This is a genomic window from Jidongwangia harbinensis, assembly GCF_020216025.1.
In the GTDB taxonomy this organism is placed as follows: domain Bacteria; phylum Actinomycetota; class Actinomycetes; order Mycobacteriales; family Micromonosporaceae; genus Actinoplanes; species Actinoplanes harbinensis.
Map to the genome: position 1 here is coordinate 1 of NZ_JAIWNC010000075.1, position 19872 is coordinate 19872.

The 19872-nt window shown below is 72.0% G+C and carries 2 protein-coding genes; both read right to left on the reverse strand.

What is annotated here, in order from left to right:
* Positions 1-8449 (reverse strand): beta-ketoacyl synthase N-terminal-like domain-containing protein (locus tag LDL48_RS42545; protein WP_225260896.1); only part of this gene is annotated, 8449 nt, incomplete at its 3' end.
* A 26-nt stretch (positions 8450-8475) separates the two neighbouring features.
* Positions 8476-19845: a type I polyketide synthase gene (locus LDL48_RS42550; RefSeq protein WP_225260897.1), complete on the reverse strand. Its 11370-nt coding sequence runs from the start codon at positions 19843-19845 to the stop codon at positions 8476-8478.
* Between the last annotated feature and the right edge of the window lie 27 nt (positions 19846-19872).

Genomic DNA, 19872 nt, shown 5'->3' on the forward strand with positions numbered 1-19872 from the left:
AGGCCTGCACCACCTCCAACGCCGCGAACACATCACCCGGACGAACCACCTCCCACCCCTGCTCCACACCCACACCCGGACGCCCCACCGACACCCACTGCACACCAAACAACGAATCCACAGACCGGGGCCGCTGGTCCGGGGCAAACGGGCGCAGCGCGAGGGTGTCGATGTGCCCGAGGGCCGTGCCGGCGGCGTCGGCCAGGTCGAGGCTGATCGCCTCGTTGCCAGCGGGACGTAGACGTACTCGTAGGGTGTCGGCACCTACGGCCCACAACGACACTCCGGCGAAGGTGAACGGCAGGCGCGGCTCGTCGTCGGCCAGCAGTCCACCGGGGGAAACGGCGTGCAGGGCGGCGTCGAGCAAGGCGGGGTGGAGACCGAACGAGCCGGCCGGGGCGAGACCGCCGGACGGCAGCGAGACCTCGGCGAAGACCTCCATCGCGGGCGTACGCCACATCCGGCGCAGCCCTTGGAAGAGTGGTCCGTAGCCGAAGCCGGATGCGGCGAGCGCCGGGTACAGGTCGTCGACGGGGAACTCGACCGCATCGGCGGGCGGCCACGCGGCGAGGGAGAACGGCATCGGTGCCCGGGCGCCGGTTGCGAGCGAGCCGGCCGCGTGCAGGGTCCACGGGCTCCCTGGGACGGCGTCTTCGTCGCGGGAGTGGATGGTGAGGATGCGGCGGCCGCTCGGCTCGGGCTCACCCACCACGACCTGGACCACGACGGCCTGGTCGGTGAGGACCAGCGGGGTACGCAGCGTGAGTTCCTCTACGAGGTCGCTGCCGGCCTGGTGGCCCGCGCGCATGGCCATTTCGAGCAGGGCGGTGCCGGGCACCAGCACGGAGCCGGCGATCTCGTGGTCGGCCAGCCACGGGTGGGTGGTAACGGAGAGGCGACCGGTGAAGACGAGGCTGTCACGGTCGGCGAGTTGGACGGCGGCCCCGAGTAGTGGGTGGTGCGGGCTCATCAGCCCGGCGGCGACGACGTCGCCGGCACCGGATGTCCGCTGCGGCCAGTACCGCTGGCGTTGGAACCGGTACGTCGGCGCCTCCACCAGCCGCGCGCCGGTACCGGCGAAGAACCCGGTCCAGTCGACGGTGCCACCCGCCGCCCAGTACCGGCAAAGCGCGCTGACCACATCGGTGTTGTCCCGCCGCGACACCGGAATCAGCACCGCGTCGTCGCGGATCTGCGCGACCGCCGGAATCAGCGCGGCGTCCGGGCCGATCTCGAGGAACGCGGTCGCATCAGCAGCGGCCACGTCGTCGGCGAACCGGACCGTGTCCCGGACGTGCCGCACCCAGTACTCCGGGTCCGTCACATCCTTCACCAGCGGGATCGACGGCTCGCGGAACGTCAACGTCGCGACCACCGCGCGGAACTCGTCGAGCATCGGGTCCATCAACGAGGAGTGGAACGCGTGCGAGACGTCCAGGCGGCGGGTCTTGGCGAACTTCGCCGCCACCGCCTCGACCTTGTCGACCGGCCCGGCGATCACCACCGACCGGGGTCCGTTCACCGCGGCGATGTCCACGTCCTCACCGGCCAACTCGGCCTCGGTGGCCTGGATGGCGATCATCGCGCCGCCGGCCGGCAGGGCCTGCATCAGACTGCCCCGCGCCGCGACGAGACGGCAGGCGTCCTCGAGACTCCACACCCCGGCGCAATACGCGGCGGCGACCTCACCGATCGAGTGCCCGATCAGCACGTCCGGGTGGACGCCCCACGATTCGAGGAGGCGGAACATGGCCACCTCGAACGCGAACAACGCCGCCTGCGTGAACCGGGTCTGATCCAGCTGCTCGTCGACGTCCAGCAACGGCAGCTCGAACTGCGCGCAGATCTCGTTGAACGTGTCCGCGAACACCGGATAGCTGTCGTAGAGGTCGCGGCCCATGCCCGGCCACTGCGCCCCTTGACCGGTGAACAGCAGCGCCGTCTTCTGCTCGACCGCCCGGACTGGTGGTGCGACCTCGCCTCCGTTGATTGCGTAGCTCCGGATGGGTTGCGCGGTCCGGCCGGTGGCCAGGGTGTATGCCACGTTCAGGTCGACGTGTTCCGGCAGTGCCAGGGCGGCTTCGTCTCGCGCTGACAGCAGCACCGGAACGGCCGGCAGTTCCCGGGCCGGCTCGGTGACCGGTTCCACCGCAGGTGGTTCCTCGATGATGGTGTGGGCGTTGGTGCCGCTGATCCCGAACGACGACACACCCGCCCGGCGGGGGCGGTCGTGACGGTCCCACGGCACCGGGGTGGTGAGCAGTTCCACCGCCCCGGAGTCCCAGTCCACGTGCGAGGACGGCTGCCCGGCGTGCAACGTGGCCGGGAGCTGCTCGTGGCGCAGTGCCATGACCATCTTGATGACGCCCGCGACACCCGCCGCCGCCTGGGTGTGGCCGATGTTCGACTTCACCGACCCCAACCGCAGCGGCGTCTCCCGCTCCTGACCGTAAGTGGCCAGCAGCGCCTGGGCCTCGATCGGGTCGCCCAGGGTGGTGCCGGTGCCGTGGCCTTCGACCACGTCCACGTCGGCCGGGGTCAGACCGGCGTTGGCCAGTGCCTGCCGGATCACTCGTTGTTGTGATGGACCGTTCGGCGCGGTCAGACCATTGGACGCGCCGTCCTGGTTCACCGCACTGCCCCGCACCACGGCGAGAATGGGGTGACCATGACGCCGGGCATCGGACAACCGCTCGACCAGGAGCAGGCCCGCGCCTTCACCCCAGCCGACACCGTCGGCGCTGTCGGAGAACGCCTTGCACCGGCCGTCGACCGACAGGCCACGCTGGCGGGAGAACCCGACGAACGTCGCCGGGGTCGCCATGACGGTGACTCCACCGGCCAAGGCCAGGTCACACTCACCCGAGCGCAGGGCCTGCACCGCCAGGTGCAACGCCACCAGCGACGATGAGCAGGCAGTGTCGACCGTGACCGCCGGCCCTTCCAAACCGAAGGTGTAGGACAGTCGGCCGGACGCGACACTGCCCGTGGCACCGGAGCCGACCGTGCCTTCGGCTTCGGCGGTGTCGATCAGCAGGTCGGCGTAGTCGTGATACATCACGCCGGTGAACACCCCGGTCGCCGAACCCTTCAACGAGCCAGTGTCAATCCCGGCCCGTTCGAACGTCTCCCACGCCGTCTCCAGCAACAACCGCTGCTGCGGATCGGTACCCAGCGCCTCACGCGGAGACATCCCGAACAACGACGGATCGAAATCCCCCGCCTCACGCAGGAAACCACCATGACGGGTATAGCTGTAACCCACCCGATCCGGATCCGGGTCATACACATCCGCCCAGCCCCGGTCAGCCGGGAACTCACCGACCGCGTCCACACCATCACGCACCAGATCCCACAGCTGTTCCGGCGACGACACCCCACCCGGGAACCGGCAGGCCATCGACACGATCACCACCGGCTCGTCATCGGTACGCACCGCACGGGTGGTGACCTGCTTACCGGCGTTCCCGCTGACCTTCTCCAGCAGGAACGCACCCAGCGCCTCCGACGTCGGATAGTCGAATACGAGCGTGGCGGGCAGCCGTACCTCGACCGCGGCCTGCAACCGGTTGCGCAGCTCAACGGCGGTCAGCGAGTCCACGCCCAGTTCGGTGAAGGTGCGGCTGGCACCGACCCCGCCGTCCGGGTAGCCGAGGACGGCGGCGGCCTGGTCGCGGACGAGATCGGTCAGGGCCCGGATCCGGTCGGCCTGGTCCATCGCGGCGAGCCGGCCGGCGATGCCGGTGCCCATCTTGGCGCGGGACCGCCGCGACCGGACCAGGCCGCGCAGCATCGGCGGCACGGCGTCGCGGGGCACGGCGGCGAGGTCGAGACCGATGGGGATCAGCAATGCCTCGCCGGTGGCGAGCGCCGCGTCGAACAGGGCAAGGCCCTGGACGGCGGTGAGTCCCCGGATGCCGGAACGGCCGATCCGGTCGGTTCCGGCGCCGTCGAGCGTGCCGCCCATGCCGCCGTCGATGTCCCACAGGCCCCAGGCGAGCGAAACACCGGGCCGGCCGGCGGCGCGGCGGCGGGCGACCACGGCGTCGGCGTACGCGTTGGCCGCACCGTAGGCGGCCTGGCCGGCGTTGCCGAGCGTGCCGGAGGCGGACGAGAACACCACGAACGCCGCGAGGTCGTGGTCGCGGGTGGCCTCGTCGAGGACTGCGGCGGCGGCCTTGGGTGCCCAGACGGCGGCCAGCCGGTCCGCGGTCAGCGAGGTGATGACGCCGTCGTCGAGGACGCCGGCGGCGTGGATGACGGCGCTGAGGTCGGGCAGTGCCGTGGTCAGTTCGGCCATCGCGGTCCGGTCGGCGGCGTCGGCGGCCGCCCAGCGTACGTCAGCGCCCGCGTCGGTGAGCCGCCGGGTGAGTTCGGTCGCGCCCGGGGCGGCGTCGCCGCGGCGGGACAGCAGGACGAGCTTGCGTACCCCGTACGCGGTGACCAGGTGCTCGGCGACCAGCCCGCCGAGGGCGCCCGACGCGCCGGACAGCAACACGACGCCGGAGCCGAAGGCCGGGGCCGGTTCCGGCGCCGGCCCGGTCCGGGCGAGGCGCGGGGCGAGCAACCGGCCGTCGCGGACGGCGAGCTGGGGTTCGCCGGCGGCGGCGAGCAGGGCGACATCGGGATCGGCGTCGGTGTCCGGGGTGGTGTCGACGAGCAGGATGCGGCCGGGCTGTTCGGCCTGGACGGCCCGGACGAGGCCCCAGACGGCCGCCGCGTCCGGATCGGGGTCGAGCACGGCGCCGCGGGTGATGACCGCGAGCAGCCGGTCGTCGTCGTCCGCCACCCACTGTTGGATCGCGGGCAGCGCCTCGGCGGCGGTGCGGGGACGCAGCACGTGCCAGTCGCCGTCGACCGGTGCCGCGGGCCGGGGGATCTCGGCCCAGTCGAGCTTGAAGAGCAGGTCGGTCGTGGTGGGTGTGCCGAGGCTGCCCGGGCTGACCGGGCGCAGCGTCAGCGCTCCGACGTGGCCGACGGGGGTGCCGTGGGCGTCGGCGAGGTCGAGTTCGACCGTTTCCGGGCCGGTCGAGCGGAGCCGGACCCGCAGGGCGTCGGCGCCGGCCGCCCAGAGCGTCACGTCGCCGAACGCGAACGGGAGCCGGGGCGTCTCGTCGGGCAACAGTCCGCCGGGACCGAGTGCGTGCAGGGCCGCGTCGAGCAGCGCCGGGTGCAGCCCGAACAGCGCGGCGGGCGGAGTGGTGCCGTCCGGCAGGGCGACCTCGGCGCAGACGTCGCCGCCGGGTTCGCGCCAGAGCCGGCGAAGGCCCTGGAACGACGGGCCGTATCCGAAGCCGGCGGCGGCGAGCTGGTCGTAGAGGTCGTCGACGGGGATCTCGGTCGCGCCGGCCGGGGGCCACTGGTGCGGGGTGGGCGTCGCGGTGGTGCCGGGGTCGGTGCCGAGCCGGCCGGTGGCGTGCCGGGTCCAGCCGGCGCCGTCCTCGGTGGTCTCGGGCCGCGAGTGCACGCCGAAGGTGCGGCGGCCGGACGGGTCCGGTTCGCCGATGACGACCTGGACGACGACGGCGCCGGTGCCGGTGCCGGTGCCGGTGCCGGTGCCGGGGATGACGAGCGGGGTTTCGAGGGTCAGCTCCTCGACGGCGGTGCTGCCGCTCTGGTCGCCGGCGGTGACGGCCATGTCGAGCAGCGCGGTGCCGGGCAGCAGGACCGTACCGCCGACCTCGTGGTCGGCCAGCCACGGGTGGGTGTCGAGGGCGAGGCGCCCGGTGCACACGTACGCGTCTGCGTCGGCCAGCGCCACGGCCGCGCCGAGCAGCGGATGGCGCGGGCTGAGCAGGCCCGCCGAGGTGACGTCGCCGGGCAGGGCGGTGAGGTTCTCCAGCCAGAACCGGCGGCGCTGGAACGCGTACGTGGGCAGGCCGACCCGGTGGGCGCCGGTGCCGGCGAACACGGCGGTCCAGTCGGTGGCGGCGCCGCGTACCCAGGCCTGGGCGACCGCGGTGAGCAGCGTGTCCGGGCCGCTCCGGTCGCGGCGGCCGGTCGGTGCGACGGCGGCGTCCTCGTCGATGCGGGCGACGGCGGCGCTGAGCACCGCGTCGGGGCCGATCTCGACGTATGTGGCGACGGCGGGAAGGGCGGCGACGTCGTCGGCGAAGCGCACGGTGTCCCGCACGTGCCGCACCCAGTACGACGGCTCGGAAACGTCCTTGACCAGGGGGATCTCGGGCTCGTTGAAGGTCAGGGTCCGCACCACGGCGTGGAACTCGTCGAGCATCGGGTCCATCAGCGACGAGTGGAACGCGTGCGACACCTCCAGTCGCCGGGTCTTCGCGAATTTCGCCGCGACCGTCAGGACTCGGTCCTCCGGCCCGGCGATCACGACGGAACGCGGCCCGTTGACCGCCGCGATGTCCACGTCCTCCCGGGCCAGCTCGTCCTCGGTGGCCTGAATCGACACCATCGCCCCACCGGCCGGGAGCGCCTGCATCAGGCTGCCGCGGGCCGCTACCAGACGGCAGGCGTCCGCCAGGCTCCACAGGCCGGCGCAGTATGCCGCTGCCACCTCACCGATCGAGTGGCCCACCATCACGTCCGGGCGCACGCCCCAGGATTCGAGAAGCCGGAACACCGCCACCTCGTACGCGAACAGCGCCGCCTGGGTGAACGCGGTCTGGTGCAGCCGCTCATCGGCGCCGAACATCACGTCCTTGAGCGGCAGGTCGAACTGCGCGCACACCTCGTCGAACGCCGCCGCGAACGCCGGGAAGGCGGCGTACAGGTCGCGGCCCATGCCGGACCACTGTGCGCCCTGGCCGGTGAAGACGTACACCAGCTTGCCCTTGGTCGTCGCCCCGCTCAGCGGCAGTTCCCGCAACCCGGCGAGCATGCTGTCGCGGTCTCCGGCGAGAACCACGGCCCGGTGTTCGAACGCGGATCGCAGCGATGCGGAGTAGGCGACGTCGAGGGCCGCGGTCGCCGGGTCGCCGGCGATCCGGTCGTGCAGGTTGGTGGCCTGCTCGCGCAGCGCCTCGGCGGTCTTGCCGGACACCACGAGCGGCAGCAGCGGCAGCGTGACGGCGGCCGGTTCCGGTTCGGCCTCGACCGGCGGTGCCTGTTCCAGGATGGTGTGCACGTTGGTGCCGCTGATGCCGAACGACGACACCGCGGCGCGCCGCGGCCGCCCCGTCTCCGGCCAGGGGCGTTCCTCGGCGAGCAGCCGGACGTCGCCGGCGGTCCAGTCGACGTGCGGGGTGGGTGTGCCGGCGTGCAGCGACCGCGGCAGGACGCCGTGCCGGATCGCCATCATCATCTTGATGACGCCGCCGACGCCCGAGGCAGCCTGGGCGTGGCCGATGTTCGACTTGAACGAGCCGAGCCACAGTGGACGGTCCTCGGGCCGGTTCTGCCCGTACGTCGCCAGCAACGCCTGCGCCTCGATCGGGTCGCCGAGCGTGGTGCCGGTGCCGTGCGCCTCGACGGCGTCGATCTGCACGGCGGCCAGGCGGGCGTTCTCGAGCGCGGCCTTGATGACCCGCTGCTGCGACGGCCCGTTGGGGGCGGTGAGGCCGTTGGAGGCGCCGTCCTGGTTGACCGCGGAGCCGCGGATCACACCCAGGATGCGGTGGCCGAGTCGCTGCGCGTCGGAGAGCCGCTCGACGAGCAGCATCGCGGTGCCCTCGGACCAGCCGACCCCGTCCGCGGCGGCGGAGAACGACTTGCACCGGCCGTCCCGGGCCAGGCCGCGCTGCCGGCTGAAGTCGACGAACGCGCCGGGGGTGGACATCACTGTGACGCCACCGGCCAGCGCCAGGTCGCAGTTGCCGTCGCGCAGTTCCTGCGCGGCCAGATGCAGGGCGACCAGCGACGACGAGCAGGCGGTGTCGAGCGTGACCGCCGGTCCTTCCAGGCCCATGGTGTACGCGACCCGGCCGGAGGCGATGCTGTACGAGTTGCCGTTGCCGAGGTACGCCTCCACGCCCTCGGGCACGTCCATGAGCCGGGACAGGTAGTCGTGGTACATGACGCCGGCGTACACGCCGGTGCGGCTGCCGCGGGCGGTGGCCGGGTCGATGCCGGCGTCCTCGAACGCCTCCCAAGAGGTTTCCAGCAGCAGCCGCTGCTGCGGATCCATGGCCAGTGCCTCGCGCGGCGAGATGTCGAAGAAGGCCGGATCGAACTCGGCGGCGTCGTGCAGGAAGCCGCCCTCGCAGGTGTACCGCGCCTCCGGGTTGTCCGGGTCGGGATCGGCCATGCCGCGTACGTCCCAGCCGCGGTCGTCCGGGAACGGGGTGATGCCCTCGCGCCCGGCGGCGACCATCTCCCACAGGTCGTCGGCCGACCGCACGCCGCCCGGGTAACGGCAGCCGACACCGATGACGGCGATCGGCTCCTGCGACTTGGCCTCGGCCTCGTGCAGCCGGCGACGGGCCTCACGCAGGTCGGCCGTCATCCGCTTGAGGTACTCGAGAAACTTTTCCTCGTTGGGCATGTCGCTACCTTTCGGGCGGCGCGGGATCAGAATGCGCCGAACTCGTTGTCGATGAGGTCGAAGATGTCGTCCGCGGTGGCGGTTTCCAGCCCGTCCTTGGCCGGGGCGCCGACCGGCACGGTGACGCCGGTCCAGCGGCTGAGCAGGTCCCGCACGCGGTTTGCGATGGCCTCGCGGGACGCGGCGCCGTCGGGCAGCGCGCCGACGATGGCTTCCAGCCGGTCCAGTTCCTCGCTGCCCGGCTCCTTCACCGGCTGGTCCGCGACGGTGAGGTTCGCGCCGACATAGCCGGCCAGCGCGGCCGGGGTGGGGTGGTCGAAGACCAGGGTGGCGGGCAGGCGAAGGCCGGTCGCGGCGCCGAGCTGGTTGCGCAGCTCGACCGCGGTCAGCGAGTCGAAGCCCATCTCGTTGAACGCCCGCTCCGGCTCGACCTCGGTTGCCCCGGCCAGCCCGAGCACCCCGGCCACATGGATGCTGACGAGGTCCTGGATGGCCTCCCGCCGTTGCGGCGCGGTCATCGTGGCGAGCCGTTCCGTGAACGCGGGTCCGGTGGGCTCCGCGGCACGCCGCCGGGCGAGGGCGTGCACCAGCCGCCGGAGCAGCGGGGGCGCGCTGCCGTCGACCCTGCGCATGGCGGCCGGCCGCAGCGTGACGGGGACGAGCAGCGGGTCGGCCGCGGATCCGCCGTAGCCGATGTCGAACAGGGCCAGGCCCTCGGCTGCGGTCAGCGGCACGATGCCGGAACGGGTGATCCGCTCGATCTCGCCGCGGTCCAGGGTGCCGCTCATGCCGCCGCCCTCGCCCCACAGGCCCCAGGCCAGCGAGACGGCGGGCCGGCCGGTGGCGCGGCGGTGCTGGGCGAGCGCGTCGAGGAACGTGTTCGCCGCCGCGTAGTTCGCCTGCCCGGCCGCGCCGAACAGCCCGGAGGTGGACGAGAACACCACGAACGCGCTGAGGTCCAGGTCGCGGGTCAGCTCGTGCAGGTGCCACGCGCCGTCCATCTTGGGTCGCAGCACCCGATCCAGGCTCTCGACGCTCTGCGAGGTCAGGACGCCGTCGTCGATGACGCCGGCGGTGTGCACGACCGCGGTCAGCGGATGTTCCGCCGGGATCGCGGCCAGCACCCCGGCGAGTGCGTCGCGGTCGGCGACGTCGCACGCGACGAAGGCGGCCTCCACGCCGAACTCGGCGAGTTCGGCGGCGAGCAGCGCGGTGCCGACCGCACCCGCCCCGGAGCGGCTGACCAGCAGCAGCCGCCGGGCGCCCCGGGCCGCCAGGTGCCGGGCCACCAGGGCGCCCAGGCCGCTGGTGCCGCCGGTGATCAGGACGGTGCCGTCGGCGGGTGGTGTCACCGACTCGGCCGGCAGGTCCGTCACCCGGGCCAGGCGGGGCACGAGCAGGCTCCCGTTACGCACGGCGAGCTGCGGCTCGTCGTCCGCCGCGGTGAGCCGCCCCAGGGTGGCGGCGTCCAGCGGGGCGTCGTCCAGGTCGACGATGAGCAGTCGGCCGGGATTCTCGCTCTGCGCGGTGCGCACCAGACCCCAGATCGGCGCGGCCGTGAGGTCTGGAGCGCGGTCGTCCGCGTCGCACGCGACCGCGTGCCGGGTGAGGATCAGCAACGGTACGTCCGCGGCCCGCTCGTCACTCAGCCATCGCTGCACCAGACGCAGCGCCTCACCCGCGACGGCGTGCGCGTCGTCGCAGCCGGCGCCGGGGCGCCCGGTGAACGCCGCGATCGCATAGTCGGTGGCGGCCGCGCCGGCGGTCTCCAGGAATGCGTCCACGTCCGGGTAGTGAGCGGCGCCGGGCATCTCGACCGGCGCGTCGCCGAACACGGCGCAGGTCGGCACCCGGCCGGAACCCGGCGTGATCGGCGTCCACTCGACGCGGTACAGCTGGTCCGCGCCGACCGCCGCGGCGGCACGCAGCCCTTCGGCGGAGACCGGCCGCAGCAGCAGCGAACGGACCGTCGTGAGTGGACGTCCGGCGCCGTCCGCGACATCCACCCGAACACCGCTGCCACCGGAGGCGGACAGCCGCACCCGGAGCGCGCCGGCGCCCGCCGCGTGGTAGGTCACCCCGGTCCAGGAGAAGGGCAGGTGCCCGCCGGGACCGTCGAGGAACGCGCCCAGGCCGACCGCGTGCAGGGCGGCGTCGAGCAGGGCGGGGTGCAGGGCGAAATCGTCGCCGGGGTGCTCGACGCCGGCCGGGAACGCCACCTCGGCGTACACGTCGGTGCCGTGCCGCCAGGCCTGACGCAGGCCCTGGAACGTCGGGCCGTAGCCGAAGCCGCCGAGCGTGAGCATCTCGTAGAGGGCGCTGATGTCGATCGGCTCGGCACCGGCCGGCGGCCAGGAGGCCGGGAGATCGGTGGGTGTCTGGTCGCTGTCGCCCACGAAACCGCTGGCATGGCGGGTCCAGGCCCGGTCGGATTCCTCGGTACGCGCGTAGATCGCGACCGGCTGTCCGCCGTGCTGGTCGATCGCCCCGACGCTCACCTGCACGTCGATCGCGCCGGTAGGCGGCAGCACGAGCGGCGCCTCCAGGGTCAGCTCCTGAACGGCGTTGAGCCCCGCCTCCTCGGCGGCGCGGGCGGCCATCTCCAGTAGTGCGGTGCCGGGGACCAGCAGGACGCCGGAGATCTCGTGTTCGGCGAGCCAGGGGTGAGTCTGCCGGGACAGCCGGCCGGTGAGCAGGAAGCCCTCGCCATCGGCCCGGGCCACCGCGGCGCCGAGCAGGGGGTGCCCGGCACTGGCCAGGCCGGCCGCGGTGACGTCGCCCTGCGGCAACCGGGCCGCGCGGGGCCAGTACCGACGGCGCTGGAACCGGTAGGTCGGCAGCTCGACGGTGCGGGCCGGGACACCGGCGAACAACGCCGCCCGGTCCAGGTCTCCGCCGGTGGCCCAGATCTGGCCGGCTGCGGCGAACAGGGTGGTGAGCGCGGGCCGCCCCCGCCGGGACGTCGCCGCGATGATGGCGTCGTCGTCGATCTGCGCGACGGCCCCGCTCAGGACCGCGTCCGGGCCCACCTCCACGAACCGGACGACGCCGTTCAGCGCGGCGACGTCGTCGGCGAACCGGACCGTTTCCCGCACGTGCCGCACCCAGTACTCGGGGTCCGAGACGTCCTTCACCAGCGGAATCGACGGTTCACGGAACGTCAGCGTGGCCACCACCGTGCGGAAGTCGTCGAGCATCGGGTCCATCGACGACGAGTGGAACGCGTGCGACACCTCCAGTCGCCGGGTCTTGGCGAACTTCGCCGCGACCGCCTCGACCTTGTCGACCGGTCCGGAGATGACCAGCGATTGGGGTCCGTTGACCGCGGCGATGTCGACGTCTTCGTCGGCGAGTTCGGCCTCGGTGGCCTGGATGGCGATCATCGCGCCGCCGGCCGGCAGGGCCTGCATCAGGCTGCCCCGGGCGGCGACCAGACGGCAGGCGTCCTCGAGACTCCAGACGCCGGCGCAGTAGGCGGCGGCGACCTCACCGATCGAGTGCCCGATCAGCACGTCGGCCTGGACGCCCCACGATTCGAGGAGCCGGAACATGGCCACCTCGAACGCGAACAGCGCGGCCTGGGTGAACTCGGTCTGGTCCAGCCGATCGTCATCGCCGAAGACGACCTCGTGCAGCGGCAGGTCCAGATGCGCGGCGATCTCGTCGAACGTGTCGGCGAACACCGGGAAGGTGTCGTAGAGGTCGCGGCCCATGCCGGACCACTGCGCGCCCTGACCGGTGAACAACAACGCCGTCCTACCATCCACCACCCGCTGCGGCGTCGTCGCGGCCAGGCTGCGACGCAGTTCCTCACCGGTTCCGGCCACCGCGAACGCGCGCACCGGAAGGGCGGCGCGGCCGGTGGCGAGTGTGTACGCGACGTCGGTCAGATCGCCGACCGCCACCTCCGCCAACGCGGCAGCCTGCTCCCTGACCGCGTCCACGTCGTTGCCGGACAGCAGCACCGGCACCGCCGGCAACGAACGGACCGGCTCGGCCGTCTCAGCCGCGGGCGGCTCCTCGATGATCACATGTGCGTTCGTGCCGCTCATGCCGAAGCTGGAGATACCGGCCCGGCGTGGTTTCTCGCCGGCCGTCCATTCCACCGGCTCGGTGAGCAGGTTGACCGCACCGGCCGACCAGTCCACCTTCGTGGATGGCTCGCTGATGTGCAGGGTTTTGGGGAGCAGGTTGTGGCGCAGGGCCATGACCATTTTGATGATGCCGCCGACGCCGGACGCGGCTTGGGCGTGGCCGATGTTCGACTTCAACGACCCCAGCCACAGCGGGGTCTCCCGGTCCTGGCCGTAGGTGGCGAGGACCGCCTGCGCTTCGATCGGGTCACCCAGCGTCGTACCCGTGCCGTGCGCCTCGACCACGTCGACATCCGCGGGGGTCAGGCGGGCGTTGGCCAGGGCCTGCCGGATCACGCGCTGCTGCGCGGGACCGTTCGGGGCGGTCAGGCCGTTGGAGGCGCCGTCCTGGTTGACTGCGGTGCCGGCTATGACGGCGAGGATCTGGTGACCGTTGCGGCGGGCGTCGGACAGCCGCTCGACCACGAGCATGCCGGCGCCTTCGGCCCAGCCGGTGCCGTCGGCGTCGTCGGAGAACGCTTTGCAGCGGCCGTCGGTGGCCAGGCCACGCTGGCGGGAGAACTCGATGAACGTGCCCGGGGTGGCCATCACCACCACACCACCGGCCAGCGCCAGGTCACACTCGCCCTGCCGGATCGACTGCGCCGCCAGATGCAGCGCGACCAGCGACGACGAACACGCCGTATCCACCGTCACGGCCGGGCCTTCCAGGCCGAAGGTGTAGGACAGCCGACCGGAGACGACGCTTGCGGAGTTACCGGTACCGAGCAGACCTTCGGTGTTCTGCGAGCCGGCCAGCATCAGCAGGGTCGGATAGTCCTGCGAGTTCGTGCCCACGAACACCCCGGTCCGGGAACCGCGCAGCGAGCGCGGGTCGATCCCGGCGCGTTCGATCGATTCCCACCCGGTCTCCAGCAGCAGCCGCTGCTGCGGGTCCATCGCCAGCACCTCACGCGGGCTGATCCCGAAGAACCCGGCGTCGAAATCCGCCACACCCTCGAGGAACCCGCCCTCGCTGGCATAACTCGTGCCGGAATGATCCGGGTCCGGATCGAACAACCCACTCAGGTCCCAGCCCCGATCATCCGGGAACGCCGCGACCGCGTCGCCACCGGCGGCGACCAGGTCCCACAACCCTTGCGGATCGGTGACCCCACCCGGATAGCGGCACGCCATCCCGACGATCACGACCGGCTCATCATCCGTGACTGCGGGTAGTGGGCTGGTCGTGTCGAGCACCACACCGACCAGCTGGTCGCGCAGATGCTCGGCCAGAACCAGCGGGGACGGGTGATCGAACACCAACGTCGCGGGCAACGACAGACCCGTGACCTCCCGCAACCGGTTCCGCAGCTCCACCGCGGTCAACGAGTCGAACCCGACCTCCCGGAACGCCCGCTCCGGCGCGATACCCGCCGCGTCGGCGTGACCCAGCACCACCGCCGCCTCCGCGCGGACCAGCCCGACCAGCCGCTCCAACCGCGCCGCCTCCGGCAGTGCGGCCAACTCATCGAGCAGCGGGTGGTTCGCCGACACCGCGACCGCCTCCCGCCGCGGCGCCACCTCGGCCAGCAGCGGCGCGGGCCGACCCGCGGTGAACACGTCCACGAACCGCGGCCAATCAACCTGCGCAACAATCTGGCCCGGATCCGCCGGAACCGCCGCGGCGATCGCCGTGACCGCCGTCGCCGGGGCCATCGCCGTCAGACCGCGCAGCGCGAGATGCTGCTGGGAGTTCCCGGTGACGGCCATGCCGACCTCGGACCACGGACCCCACGCGATCGCCGTACCGGCCAGACCCCGACGACGCCGATCCGCCGCCACCGCGTCAAGGTAGGCGTTCGCGGCGGCGTACGCGGCACCGTTGCCACTGCCCCACGCACCCGCGATCGAGGAGAACACCACGAACGCGTCCAACTCCCGATCACCCAACAACTCATCGAGATACCGGGCACCGGCGACCTTGCCACCAGCCGCGTCCGCCAGATCCTGCTCAGTCAGAGCGGCGACCGGAACAACCATGTCGGTACCCGCGGAATGCACCACCGCACTCAAATCGGCACCCGCGATGTCGAGGACCCGGGCCACCGCGGCCCGATCACGCAGATCAGCCGCCACCACCTCCACACCCACGCCCACCGCGGCCAGTTCGTCGACCAGGGCCTGCGCACCCGGCGCGGCGAGACCACGACGGCTGGTCAACACCAGCCGCGTCGCACCGGCCCCGGCCAGCCAACGCGCCACCGTGGCACCGATACCACCCGTGCCACCAGTCACCAACACCGTGCCCCGCGGCGCCCACGGCGCCACCGACGCCCGCGGGGTGCGGGTGAGACGGCGCACCGAGATCCCGGCGGAACGGATCGCGACCTGGTCCTCGACACCGGAGGCGAGGACCGCGGCCAGGCGGGTGCCGGCGCGGTCGTCCAGGACGTCGGGCAGGTCGACCAGACCACCCCACACCAGCGGCATCTCCAATGCCGCCACCCGGCCCAAACCCCACAACCGGGCCTGATCCGCGTCCACCCCACCATCACCACGGCCCGCCGCCACCGCACCACGGGTCACACACCACACCCGACCGGCCTGCTCCGGGCTCAACGCCTGCAGAAGCCGCACCGTGGCAGTCAAGCCAGCCGGAACCACCGCGTGATCCCTACTCGGCGTGACATCCAAACCCAGTAGCGACACCACACCCGCCACCGCGCCGAGGTCGGCGACCTCGCCCATACCGGCGGTCGCTACCTCAGCTCCGGCCGCGGTCAACGCCCGCGTCACCGCGTCCGCAATATCCGCATCGACATCCGCGCCGACCAGCACCCACCGACCCGACAACACCCCAGCCGGCATCGTCACCGGCTGCCAGGCGACCTGGTAACGCCACGAGTCGACCGCGTCACGTTCCCGCTGCGACCGACGCCACGACGACAACACCGGCAACGCCGCCTGCAACGACAACTGATCAGCCGGAGTCAGGCCGAGTTCACCCGCCACCGCCGGCAGATCCTCCCGCTCCACCGCACGCCAGAACGCCGCATCCGCCACCGACTCCACCGGATCGACCGCCGAAAACTCCGGCCAGTAACGATCACGACGGAACCCATACGTCGGCACATCCACCCGCCGCGCACCAGTACCGGCGAAGACCGCCGCCCAGTCCACCTTGCCCCCGGCCGCCCACGCCTCGCCGACGCCGGCCAGCAGCGTCGCGACCTGCGGACGGTCCGCACGGCTGGTGGCGGCCAGGACCACCGCGTCGAGCATCTGCGCAACCGCGGTCGTCAACACCCGGTCCGGGCCAACCTCAATGAAGGTCCGAACCCCCGCCTCATGCACGGCGGTCACATCGTCGGCAAACCGCACCGTGTCGCGGACGTGCCGTACCCAGTACTCGGGGTCGGAGACGTCCTTGACCAGGGCGATCGACGGCGTTGCGAAGGTCAGGTTCTGTACGACCGCGCGGAACTCGTCGAGCATCGGGTCCATCAGCGAGGAGTGGAACGCGTGCGACACCTCGAGGCGGCGGGTCTTGGCGAACCTCGCCGCTACCGCCTCCACCCTGTCGACCGGTCCGGAGATCACCAGCGACCGGGGCCCGTTGACCGCCGCGATGTCGACGTCCGCACCGGCCAACTCGTCCTCGGACGCCTGAACAGCGACCATCGCACCACCGGCCGGCAAGGCCTGCATCAGACGGCCCCGCGCCGCCACCAACCGGCAGGCGTCCTCCAGACTCCACAGACCCGCGCAGTAGGCGGCGGCGACCTCACCGATCGAATGCCCGACCAGCACATCGGCCTTGACACCCCACGACTCGAGGAGCCGGAACATCGACACCTCATAGGCGAACAACGCCGCCTGGGTGAACTCCGTCTGATCCAACCGCTCATCAACGCCGAACACCACGTCGTGCAACGGCAGGTCCACCTGCGCCGCGATCCCGTCGAACGTGTCGGCAAAGACCGGGAAGTGGTCGTAGAGTTCCCGGCCCATACCGGACCACTGCGCGCCCTGACCGGTGAACAACAACGCGGTCCGACCGGCCACCGCAGCACCCGCGGTGACCACACCGAGCTGGTCGACCGCCTCCTCGGCGTCCGCAGCCACTACGACCGCCCGGACCGGCAACGCCGCCCGCCCAGTGGCCAACGAGAACGCCACATCCGCCAGGCTCGCCTCGCCGATCGCGCCGGCGATCCGCTCGGCCTGAATGCGCAACGCTTCACCATCGGTGGCCGACACCAGGATCGGCACCACCGGCAGCGGACGACGCTCAGCCGGTGACAGGTCCGCGGCCGCCGGGGCTTCTTCGATGATGGTGTGGGCGTTGGTGCCGCTGATCCCGAACGACGACACCCCCGCCCGCCGCGGCCGATCCCCGACCGGCCACGTCCGCGCCTCGCTCAACAGGCTGACCGCGCCGGTCGACCAGTCCACATGCGTCGACGGGGTGTCGGCGTGCAGGGTGCGCGGCAGCATCCCGTGCCGCATCGCCATCACCATCTTGATCACACCGCCGACACCGGACGCGGCCTGCGCGTGACCGATGTTCGACTTCAACGACCCCAACCACAACGGCGCCTGCCGGTCCTGACCATAGGTCGCCAGCACCGCCTGCGCCTCGATCGGATCACCCAAGGTGGTACCGGTGCCGTGCGCCTCCACCGCATCCACATCCGCAGGAGTGAGCCGGGCATTGGCCAGCGCCTGCCGGATGACCCGCTGCTGGGCGGGACCATTCGGCGCGGTCAACCCATTCGACGCGCCGTCCTGGTTGATCGCCGAACCACGCACCACCGCCAGCACCGGATGTCCGTGGCGCTGGGCGTCGGAGAGCCGTTCGACCATCAGCACCCCGACACCTTCGGCGAAGCCGGTGCCGTCGGCGTCGTCGGCGAACGACTTGCACCGTCCGTCACCGGCCAGACCGCCCTGCCGGGCGAACTCGGTGAACAGACCCGGCATTGCCATCACCATGACACCGGCCGCCAGCGCCATCTGACACTCGCCCTGCCGCAACGCCTGCACCGCCAGGTGCAACGCGACCAGCGACGACGAACACGCCGTGTCGACCGTGACGGCCTGACCCTCCAGCCCGAGCGTGTAGGCCAGCCGGCCGGACATCACGCTGGCCGTGTTGCTGGTCGTACCGAACCCTTCGGCCGACGCCCCGGACGCCATCATCAGCAGGCCGTAGTCCTGGGTGTTGGTGCCCACGAACACGCCGATCTGACTACCCCGCACGCTGTGTGGGTCGAGCCCGGCCCGCTCGATCGCCTCCCACGAGGTCTCCAGCAGCTGCCGCTGCTGCGGATCCATCGCCAGCGCCTCACGCGGACTGATCCCGAAGAACCCGGCATCAAAATCGGCGGCACCCTCCAGGAAGCCACCGACCGGCTCATAGCCGCCGCCCAGATCGGCTGGGAACACGTCGGCGAGGTCCCAGCCGCGGTCCGTGGGGAACCCGCCGACCACATCACGACCGTCGGCCAGCAACTCCCACAGATCCTCGGGGCTGCGCACCCCACCCGGGTAGCGACAGGCCATGGACACGATCGCGATGGGCTCGTCGGTGCCGATCGGGGTGCCCGGCAGACCGGCCGCGGAGGTGACGACCGTGCCGACCAGCTGCTCACGCAGATAACCCACCAGGACCGACGGGCTCGGATAGTCGAACGCCAGCGTCGCGGGCAGCTTCAGGCCGGTGATCCGGCCGAGCCGGTTACGCAACTCGACCGCGGTCAGCGAGTCGAAACCGAGGTCCCGGAACGCCCGGTCCGGGGTGATCTCCTCCACACCGGCATGACCCAGGACCGCGGCAACCTGGGCGGTCACCACCTCCAGTAACAGGTGGTCGCGGTCCGCGTCGGTGCGTCCGGCGAGTTGGTCGAGCAGCCCGACCGCCTTGGCTGCATCGGTCTCGGTCACCGCCTTTGGCGCGGCCTCGGGGATCGCGGAAATCAGCGGCCAGGAGCGTGACGACCAGTACGCCGCACCGAACTGCTCCCAGCGGACGTCGACCGCGATCTCGGTCGGATGCCCGGTGGCCGGCAGCAGGCCCATCAGCGGCGTCGCCGACTCCGGCGGCAGCAGCCCGAGACCGTGCCGGGCAAGCCGGGCCGGGTCCTCGTGCTGGTGCGCCATACCCACCTCGGCCCACGGACCCCAGCCGATCGACGTCGCAGCAAGACCCCGGCCATGACGATGCTGCGCCAAGCCATCCAGATAGGCGTTGGCCGCGCCGTACGCGCCGCCGCCCGCGGCCCCCCAGACACCGACGATCGAGGAGAAGAGCACGAAGGCGTCCAGCGGCCGATCACCCAGCAGCTCGTCCAGGTAGCGCGCGCCGGCCGACTTACCGGCGAGGGTACTGGCCAGCAGGGACACGTCGAGATCCTCGATGTGTGTGCTGAACGGTACGCCGGCGGTGTGCACGACGGCTGTCAGGTCATCGCCCGCGGCGGTGATCGCGGCGGCGACGTCGGCCCGGTTGCTCATGTCGCCGGCCACGATCGTGACCCGGACACCGAGGGAGGACACCAACTCGGCGGCCCCGGGGGCGTCCAGGCCGCGGCGGCTGGTCAACACCAGATGCTCGGCACCCTCAGCGGCCGCCCACCGGGCCACCGCGACACCGAGACCACCGGTGCCACCGGTGATCAACACCGTGCCCCGCGGCGTCCACACCGGCGCGGCGCTGTCGGGTGTCACCCGTTGCAGGCGGCGGGCGAACACCCCCGACGCGCGGACCGCGACCTGATCCTCCGACCCGTCCGCCAGTACCGCCACCAGCCGGTCAGCAGCCCGGCCGTCCAGCACCTCGGGCAGGTCGATCACCCCACCCCAACGGTGCGGATTCTCCAACCCCACCACCCGGCCCATACCCCACAGATGCGCCTGCACCGGCTCGGTCACCACATCGGATCGACCGGTCGTCACCGCACCCCGGGTCACCCACCACAACGGCGCATCGATGCCCGCCGCGTGCACCCGCTGCGTCGCCTCCAAGGCCGCGGCCAGACCAGCCGGGACCGCAGGCGCCTGCGAAACCACACCCGGGAACAACCCAGCAAGATTCACCACACCGGCGAACTCGCCGCCATCCACATCGGTGACCACCTCAGCACCACGAGCCTCCAGCGCCGCGCGCACCTCAGCAGTCACCTCGGGCGGGCCGTCGATCAGCAGCCACCGGCCACTCAACGTCGCAGCGGGCGGGGTGACCGGGGTGAACACCGCCCGGTACCGCCAGGCGTCGGTGGTCTGCTTACGCCGCTGCGACTGCCGCCACGACGCCAGCACCGGCAACACCCGGCCCAACGACTCACG